This is a genomic window from Neobacillus fumarioli NBRC 102428, assembly GCF_001591485.1.
Taxonomy (GTDB): domain Bacteria; phylum Bacillota; class Bacilli; order Bacillales; family Cytobacillaceae; genus Neobacillus; species Neobacillus fumarioli.
On sequence record NZ_BCUZ01000133.1, the window covers coordinates 1 to 7,429 of the forward strand.

Consider the following 7,429-nt stretch of genomic DNA (forward strand, 5'->3'; position numbering starts at 1 on the left):
TTTCAATAATTTTCGTTTGACTAATATACTAGTTTCATATATTATTAATTCGAGATAATTATTAAAAAAGAAAAGGGGATTTATGATAGATGAACATTTTAGTTGTAAAAGCCAATAACCGTCCAGCCTCAGAAGCTGTCTCAAGTAAAATGTATGAAACCTTTATGGAAAAGGTAAAAGGGGTAAATGTCAAAACCTATGATGTGTTTGCCGAAGATATGCCTTATTTTGGCCAAGATTTATTCAATGCTTTTGCAAAAATGCAAGCAGGTGAAGAGTTGCCAGATGTAGAACAGCGGATTTTAGCGGCAAAACAAAAAGCAATGGATGCATTTAAAGCTGCAGATGTCGTTGTCATTATCTTCCCGTTATGGAACTTAACCATTCCGGCGAAATTACAAACCTTTATCGACTATGTCTATGCATCAGGCTTCACCTTTAAATATGATGAAAACGGCCAATTGGTAGGCTTAATGAAGGACAAGAAATTTGTTGTCCTCAGCGCCCGCGGCGGCATTTACTCCACACCGGAAACGGCTCCATTAGAAATGGCCGCTACGTATATCAAAAACGTAGTTGGCGGCGTATTTGGGATGGAACTGATCGATGAAGTCATCATCGAAGGCCACAATGCGGCTCCAGATCAAGCTGAAACCATCATTGCAAATGGCCTTGAGAGAGTGGCAGAAGTGGCAAAATCTTTATCGGCCATGACAGTGTAACGAAAGTTTAAGAAAAGGAGTGTTACCTTGGTAACACTACTTTTCTTAATAGTTAAAAAAATCAGAAAACAATATTGACAAATAAGAAAAAATGGACTATTTTTAAATTAATCCATTACTTCACAGATCCCTCCACCATTCCGCATCAAGATTCACTCAAATATGTAAGCGCTCTATCATTCTAGTGTTCATCTATTTTTATAGTGGTATATACCATTGGAAAGTAAGTAAAAGATCATATAAAATAGAAATTAATAAATTTTTTTCCAAATAGGAGATTTTTAGATGACCAGAATGATAAAAGATGATGACACGACTCCTTTTTATAAACAATTAAAGGAGAAAATTCTCAATGATATCGAAACTGGGAAATTGAAACATGGGGACAAGCTTCCGTCAGAACGGGAGTTAGCCGAGCAATTTGGAATCAGCCGGATGACTGCAAGACATACACTGTCCATTTTAGAAAGGGAAGGGGTGGTGGAACGGCGGGTAGGAGCCGGAACCTTTCTGAAGAATAACAAAATCCAAATGGACTTTATCACCTTTAATAGTTTTACACGAAATATGCTGAATAAGGGGTTGACCCCCAGCACTCAGGTTCTGTCCATTCGGAAAATTAACGCCAAGCCGGTTTTGGCCAATCAATTAAAGCTGCCGGTCGGCGAGGAAATGGTTGTGATTAAACGTCTTCGTTTAGTGAATGATTTGCCCATTTCGATTGAAGAATCCTTTCTTCAAGATCAACTTGTTCCAAATATTGAAAACTTCATCAAAGACAATGTATCACTCTATCAAATATTGGAAAATGAATATGGAATCGTCCTTGTTAAAGCAAAGGAGCATATGCAGGTGACCTTCTCAGAAGAAGGAGATAGCAAACTTCTCAAAATCCGTACAGAAAGTCCATGCATCTTCCAGGAGGCCGTAGCCTTTGACCGGAATGACCGGGAGATTGAATTCTCTACATCTTTGACAAGAAGTGATATTGTTAAATTTTACTCGGAACTGAATTTGCAATAAATTCAGTTCTAAACAAAATGGTATATACCATTAGGGGGATGAATCATGAGAGTCATCGGTGTTGGTGATAATGTTGTTGATAAATATTTGTATAAAAAAACGATGTATCCGGGTGGAAATGCCCTGAACTTTAGTGTTTACGCTAAGCAGCTGGGAGTGGAATCCGCCCATCTTGGTGTTTTCGGCAATGATCGGGCGGCCGAACATATTATCAAAACGATGAAAAGTTTGCATTCTGATATTTCCCGTTGCCGGCAGTATCACGGTGAAAATGGTTATGCCGAAGTTGACTTAGTGGATGGGGATCGTGTTTTCATTGGCGGAAATGGCGGCGGCGTTCAAAAGGATCACCCCATTGTTCTCTCGAAAGAAGACTTGGACTATATCAAAACCTTTGAAATGGTTCATACCAGTATCTATAGCAGAATCGAGCCGGAATTGCCCAAATTGAAAGATACAGGAATTCTTGTTTCTTACGATTTTTCCTCGGATTACACTGATGAAATGTTAAAACGTACCAGCAAGTATGTAGATGTCAGTTTATTATCCTGCGGGCATCTGTCAGTTGATGAGACAGAGAATCTATTAAAACGTGTTGCGAGTTTTGGCAGCCAACTGGTCATAGGAACATTGGGTTCCCGCGGTTCCATTGTTTATGATGGCAGGAGTTTTTATCGCCAAGAACCGCACGATGTGAAACCAATGGATACATTGGGCGCCGGCAACACCCCAATATCGTCATCAAGATGGATGCGGTTGCCGATGAACCCATTAAAGACAAACTCCGCGTCATCCTCGGCGGCTCCGATGTACCGGACATTATGTTTTCTTGGTCAGGTGAATTTGCCCGGAAATTCGTTCGTGCGGGGGCAGCCTTGGATTTAACTCCATACTTAAATAGGGATTCGGCATGGAAGAACAGCTTCATTCCGGCATCTCTTCAGCCATTTGAGTCTGACGGGAAAGAGTACGGCATCCCGCTTCGATTTAATGGCAAGTTCTTTGTTTACAATAACTCCATTTTTGAAAAATATCATCTGAAAGAGCCCAAGACATGGGATGAATTTACCCAAAAATTAAAAACCTTGAAACAAAAAGATAGTGGTAGCTGTAGTTTAAGACAAGGATATGTGGGGGTGACCTTCATATCTGAAGGAAGTCCGCGGCAAACTTCCGCCCTGAAGAACACGAAACCAAGGATTGAAACGTTCGACATAATCTGGAACCGCCGTCCACGTACGTACGGTGGTTAGTCTCCTCCCACTATCTCGATTTGCAGCATGCTAAGCAGAACCTATGATCCCCAAAAAAACCTCTAAAATATTTCAATTGCCCTAGCTGTAATATTGCTTTCCTTTTTAAATACAATTGAATAAAAGAAGTGCCTGTATTTTTTAAAAACTATTATAAGGAGTAATCGATCATGATGCTGCATGAGTTATTAACGGAAAAAACCATTCAAATTCAATCACAAGCAGACAATTGGGAAGAGGCGATTGTTGCAGCTTCCAGACCTTTAGTGGAACAAGATTGTATTACGGGTGGATATGTGGCGGCGATGATTCATAATGTCAAGAAATTGGGTCCTTACATTGTCATCGTTCCGCATATCGCGATTGCCCATGCCCGGCCGGACCAGGGGGTTCATCAATTAAGCATGAGCATGCTCTGCCTTGAACATCCTGTGAGCTTTTCGGAAAAAGAAGAACATCAGGTCCGGCTCGTGATCGTGCTGGCTGCAGTCGACCATGAAAGCCATTTGCAAGCCTTATCCCAGTTGGCCGCCCTTCTTTCGGAAGCAGACAAAATAGAAAAAATCATGGCTGCATCATCCGTAAAGGAGGTGATGCCACTTTTGCAAAGTTTGGCAGATTCATAGAAGGGAGGTGAGATTTTGTGCGGATTTTAGCCGTATGCGGGATGGGGTTTGGCAGCAGTATGGTACTGAGGATGACGATTGAAGCGGTTTTAAAGGAAACCGGCATCGATGCAAGTGTTGCAACATCGGATATCAGCTCCGCCAAGTCGGAGAGGGCAGACCTCATTGTCACTTCAGCAGAGTTTTCCGAGTTGTTGTTAGGGATGAATATCCCCATCGTCACTGTAAAGAATTATGTCGATCGTCAAGAGATGAAGGAGAAGCTGATTCCGGTGCTAAATAATAAGGGGGCGTAAACGATGGCTGTATTGCATTTTATCGTTGATGAAATTTTAAGCAATGCTGCAATACTTGTTGGTTTCATAGCTCTGATCGGTTTACTGGCATTGAAGAAATCAATTAGTGATATCGTGACCGGAACCATTAAGACGATTGTCGGCTTTTTAATTCTCGGAGCTGGTGCCCGAATTATCATTGGTGCATTAAACCCACTCGGCGCCATGGTGCAGTCGGCGTTCCACCTTCACGGAGTGGTGCCGACAAATGAAGCGATTGTAGCCATTGCCCAAAAAAGCTTTGGCGCGCAAACCGCGATGATCATGGCACTGGGTTTTGTCGTTAATCTGCTTCTGGCCCGCTTCACACCCGCTAAGTTTATCTTTTTAACTGGTCATCATTTATTCTTTATGGCAACTGTTTTAGCGGTGGTGTTGGGCAGTGCGGGAATAAGCGGTGTCCACCAGGCGATCCTGGGCGCTATTTTCCTCGGCACGGTCAGCACGATGATGCCGGCACTTGTTCATCCATTTATGAAGAAAGTAACCGGCGGTGCACCGTTTGCTCTGGGGCATTTTAATACATTAGGTTATATCGTTTCGGCTCTCGTTGGAAAAGTTGTTGGGAAAAGCAGTCGGACAACAGAAGAAATCAAAGTACCGAAGAATCTCGGATTTCTGCGTGATTCCCTTATCATGACAACATTAACGATGGTGGTTATGTATTTGATTCTTGCTATTATCGCAGGACCAAGTGCGCTTAAGCCATTTGCAGGCCGGACAAATTATATTGTTTATGTCGTCATGCAGGCGCTTACCTTTGGTGCTGGCATTGCGGTTGTTCTCATGGGTGTTCGAATGATTCTTGCAGAACTTGTTCCTGCTTTCCAAGGCATTGCCAATAAAATTGTGCCCAATGCACTGCCGGCACTGGACTGCCCAACAACCTTTACATTTGCACCAACTGCTGTGATTGTCGGCTTTATTTCAAGTTTAATCGGCGGTTTGATTGGGATGTTTTTCATGGGGCCGCTCGGTCTGGCTTTCATTATTCCCGGTATGGTGCCACATTTCTTTGACGGCGGTACGGCCGGCGTCTTCGGCAATGCGACTGGCGGACGCCGCGGTGCGGTGATCGGTGCGCTAATTAATGGATTTTTGATCACATTGATTCCGGCTTTGCTGTTATCCTTCCTCGGGTCGCTCGGCTTGTCCAATACAACTTTCGGCGACACGGACTTTGGCTGGGTCGGAATCTTGGCTGGAGCTTTAGCCAAGCTTGGGGTCGCTGGTTTCTATATTTTAACGATCGTGGTGTGCGGCATCTTTATGGTGATTACGAGTTTGGTGTCGGTGAAGACGAATAGGTAGGAAGTTATTGAAGTGGGAATGAGGGGAAGTGTGAGTTGCACTTCTCTTTTTTCTTGATGAACCCCAGAACCCGAGAGCCTATCCAAGGATTTGGGGTTCATCACCCTGATGAAGCCCAAACGCCACTGAGTTCACCCAAGGGCATGTTCTTCATAGGACCGATGAAGCCCAAACCTCATTGAGTCCCCCCAGAGATTTGTCCTTCATCGGATTGGTGAAGCTTAAAACCCTAAGAACCCGCCCACGGATTTGTCCTTCATCGACTTGATGAAACCCAAAACTCAAACCCCTCACCAGAGATTTGTTCTTCATCGCCCTGATGAAGGCCAAAACCCACTAATCCCACACAAGGATATGTACTTCAAAGGCGCGATGAAGCCCAAATCCTATTAAGCCCACTCAGAGATTTGTCCTTCATCGGCTTGATGAAGCCCAAAACCCAAAACCACTAACCAAAGATTTGGGTTTCATTAACCAGATGAAGGCCATTTTTCAAACTTTAAAAGTTGTGCACTGCCTAAAATCTGGAACTGGGTTTCAAATATAATGAAGTATGCTCCTAAAATATGTATAGCTTAGATCGTGCCAATTGAATTGTTTAAAATCTATAATGCTATTAATGGAACTTTTAATATTTTACGAAAAGTTATGCAGGATAAATGGCAGCGAATAGAGAATTCGACAGTATTAGATTCGACGATCTTATAACTATTTTTCTAAAAATGTTATTCCAATATTAGGCAAATCCAGCAGGACTAAAAATCGTTTGGTCTAATTCCTTACCTTTCCAACTATTATTTAATAGTCTTTCATTTTGAATAAAAAGGATGGAAAATGATGAGTCTTTTGAAAAAGTTTAATAGTAAACTAAAAGGATTTACCAATGCTGTCTTCCGCTTCCCGCTTACGACTCTGTTTCTAGTGGCTGCCGCTGTGATGAATGCTTATGCCATCAACACTGGACAGAATCATTCGAAATGGCTCTTAACTTTTGTCGTTGGCGCCTTTCTTAGTGCTGTATTTCAGGCAATCTATGAACGGTTTTTCTCCAAGGTTTTGGCTCGTGTTATGTTAATGGGTATAGCCGCTTTACTGACGGCTGGATATTATCTCATTATAATGTCTGCTCCTGAATTGAGCATAGAAACACAAATTCGAACGGCGGTTTCTTTGTTTGCCCTCTTTATTGCCTTCATCTGGGTTCCTGCCATCAAAAGCAACATCAGTTTCAATAAGAACTTTATGATTGCCTTTAAATCTTTTTTCCATTCCCTGTTCTTCTCGGTGATCATCTTCATAGGCGTATGGATCATCCTTATTGCCGCCGACATGTTGATTTTTCCTGTTGACAGCAAGAGCTATCTTCATGTGGCGAATATTGTATTCAACTGCATTCGTTATCATTTTTTTATCCCTATCAGAAATCGACGCATTTGGCTGGATTTTATTATTTTTCAGCATATGGTTTTTCACAAGGGCATTTTTAAGCATATTCGTCTGGCTTATTCGGCTGACGGTGAAAGTATCCACTGGAGGCACAATGGAAACGGCGGCGAACATAATCAGCATCCCGGCAATGACCCCATTTTTTTGTACAGGCAAAAAGCTTAGCAAAACCCCCGCAATAGCAGCGTAAATCCCAAATAAAATGACAAATCAGACGGAGATTCATACGGGCGGCCATGGAACCGAAACGATTTGCGAGATGAAGAAGGCGGGGGAAACGTATGCTTTGTTCAATGATCAGCAGAATCAAATCATTTTAACGGAGAAAAATGGCGGTGAGCTGATCCGCTTTAACACACAAGAAATCTTCGACCGGTTTAAAGACTATAGTTCCGCTGAGAAGCAAATGACAGCAACTGAAGCCACCTTTACAAAGGAAAATGACCAGGCCAGGTTGACGATTGTCGTGCAAGATGCAGAGGTGGAAAAGCAGAAACAACGGATTAATAACGCGATGTTATATGTTTTTGTGGAGGTTAAATAGGAGCAATATCTTAGCTTTGAGTGATAGGATCTGATTTATATTGCCTGGAGCTTTGTTTTTGGCTTCGGGGGGATGAGAACTCTTCGTAACGCCGGAATTGCCCCGGTTTTGTAAGCTTCGGTTGATAAGAAGGATTCATAACACCTGACTCCCCCAGTTTTAGGAGAAT

General features: G+C 42.5%; 9 protein-coding genes. All 9 read left to right on the forward strand.

The window, feature by feature from the left end; genetic code table 11:
• Positions 1-89 precede the first annotated feature (89 nt).
• A complete protein-coding gene (locus BFU02S_RS13735; protein ID WP_066371730.1) occupies positions 90-722 on the forward strand; it encodes an FMN-dependent NADH-azoreductase in 633 nt (210 codons plus the stop codon).
• A gap of 285 nt (positions 723-1,007) precedes the next feature.
• Positions 1,008-1,745: a GntR family transcriptional regulator gene (locus BFU02S_RS13740; RefSeq protein WP_157075947.1), complete on the forward strand. Its 738-nt coding sequence runs from the start codon at positions 1,008-1,010 to the stop codon at positions 1,743-1,745.
• Positions 1,746-1,790: 45 nt separating this feature from the next.
• Positions 1,791-2,630, forward strand: a complete 840-nt coding sequence (locus BFU02S_RS13745) for a PfkB family carbohydrate kinase (RefSeq protein ID WP_066371732.1) — start codon at positions 1,791-1,793, stop codon at positions 2,628-2,630.
• Positions 2,516-2,998 (forward strand): ABC transporter substrate-binding protein, encoded by a 483-nt coding sequence (locus tag BFU02S_RS13750; RefSeq protein WP_235842074.1) that lies wholly within the window; start codon positions 2,516-2,518, stop codon positions 2,996-2,998. The genes BFU02S_RS13745 and BFU02S_RS13750 overlap by 115 nt, the downstream gene beginning before the upstream one ends.
• Before the next feature lie 170 nt (positions 2,999-3,168).
• Complete coding sequence (locus tag BFU02S_RS13755; protein ID WP_235842073.1) at positions 3,169-3,624, forward strand: PTS sugar transporter subunit IIA; 456 nt, start codon at positions 3,169-3,171, stop codon at positions 3,622-3,624.
• Between the two features lie 17 nt (positions 3,625-3,641).
• Positions 3,642-3,920, forward strand: a complete 279-nt coding sequence (locus tag BFU02S_RS13760; protein WP_084361132.1) for a PTS sugar transporter subunit IIB — start codon at positions 3,642-3,644, stop codon at positions 3,918-3,920.
• 3 nt (positions 3,921-3,923) lie between these two features.
• Complete coding sequence (gene ulaA / locus BFU02S_RS13765; RefSeq protein ID WP_066371737.1) at positions 3,924-5,270, forward strand: PTS ascorbate transporter subunit IIC; 1,347 nt, start codon at positions 3,924-3,926, stop codon at positions 5,268-5,270.
• 837 nt (positions 5,271-6,107) lie between these two features.
• Positions 6,108-6,881 carry a hypothetical protein gene (locus BFU02S_RS17060; protein ID WP_169797610.1) on the forward strand — a complete coding sequence of 258 codons (774 nt, stop codon included), beginning with the start codon at positions 6,108-6,110 and terminating at the stop codon, positions 6,879-6,881.
• Positions 6,882-6,918: 37 nt separating this feature from the next.
• Positions 6,919-7,260, forward strand: coding sequence for a hypothetical protein (locus tag BFU02S_RS13775; RefSeq protein ID WP_066371742.1), 342 nt, complete (start codon positions 6,919-6,921; stop codon positions 7,258-7,260).
• Positions 7,261-7,429: the final 169 nt, after the last annotated feature.

What these genes read in the sequence shown, in the direction of transcription:
- BFU02S_RS13755 (WP_235842073.1), top strand. Translation starts at nt 3,169, where the DNA reads ATGATGCTGCATGAGTTATTAACGGAAAAAACCATTCAAATTCAATCA.
- BFU02S_RS13745 (WP_066371732.1), top strand. Translation starts at nt 1,791, where the DNA reads ATGAGAGTCATCGGTGTTGGTGATAATGTTGTTGATAAATATTTGTAT.
- BFU02S_RS13735 (WP_066371730.1), top strand. Translation starts at nt 90, where the DNA reads ATGAACATTTTAGTTGTAAAAGCCAATAACCGTCCAGCCTCAGAAGCT.
- ulaA (WP_066371737.1), top strand. Translation starts at nt 3,924, where the DNA reads ATGGCTGTATTGCATTTTATCGTTGATGAAATTTTAAGCAATGCTGCA.
- BFU02S_RS13775 (WP_066371742.1), top strand. Translation starts at nt 6,919, where the DNA reads ATGACAAATCAGACGGAGATTCATACGGGCGGCCATGGAACCGAAACG.
- BFU02S_RS13740 (WP_157075947.1), top strand. Translation starts at nt 1,008, where the DNA reads ATGACCAGAATGATAAAAGATGATGACACGACTCCTTTTTATAAACAA.
- BFU02S_RS17060 (WP_169797610.1), top strand. Translation starts at nt 6,108, where the DNA reads ATGAGTCTTTTGAAAAAGTTTAATAGTAAACTAAAAGGATTTACCAAT.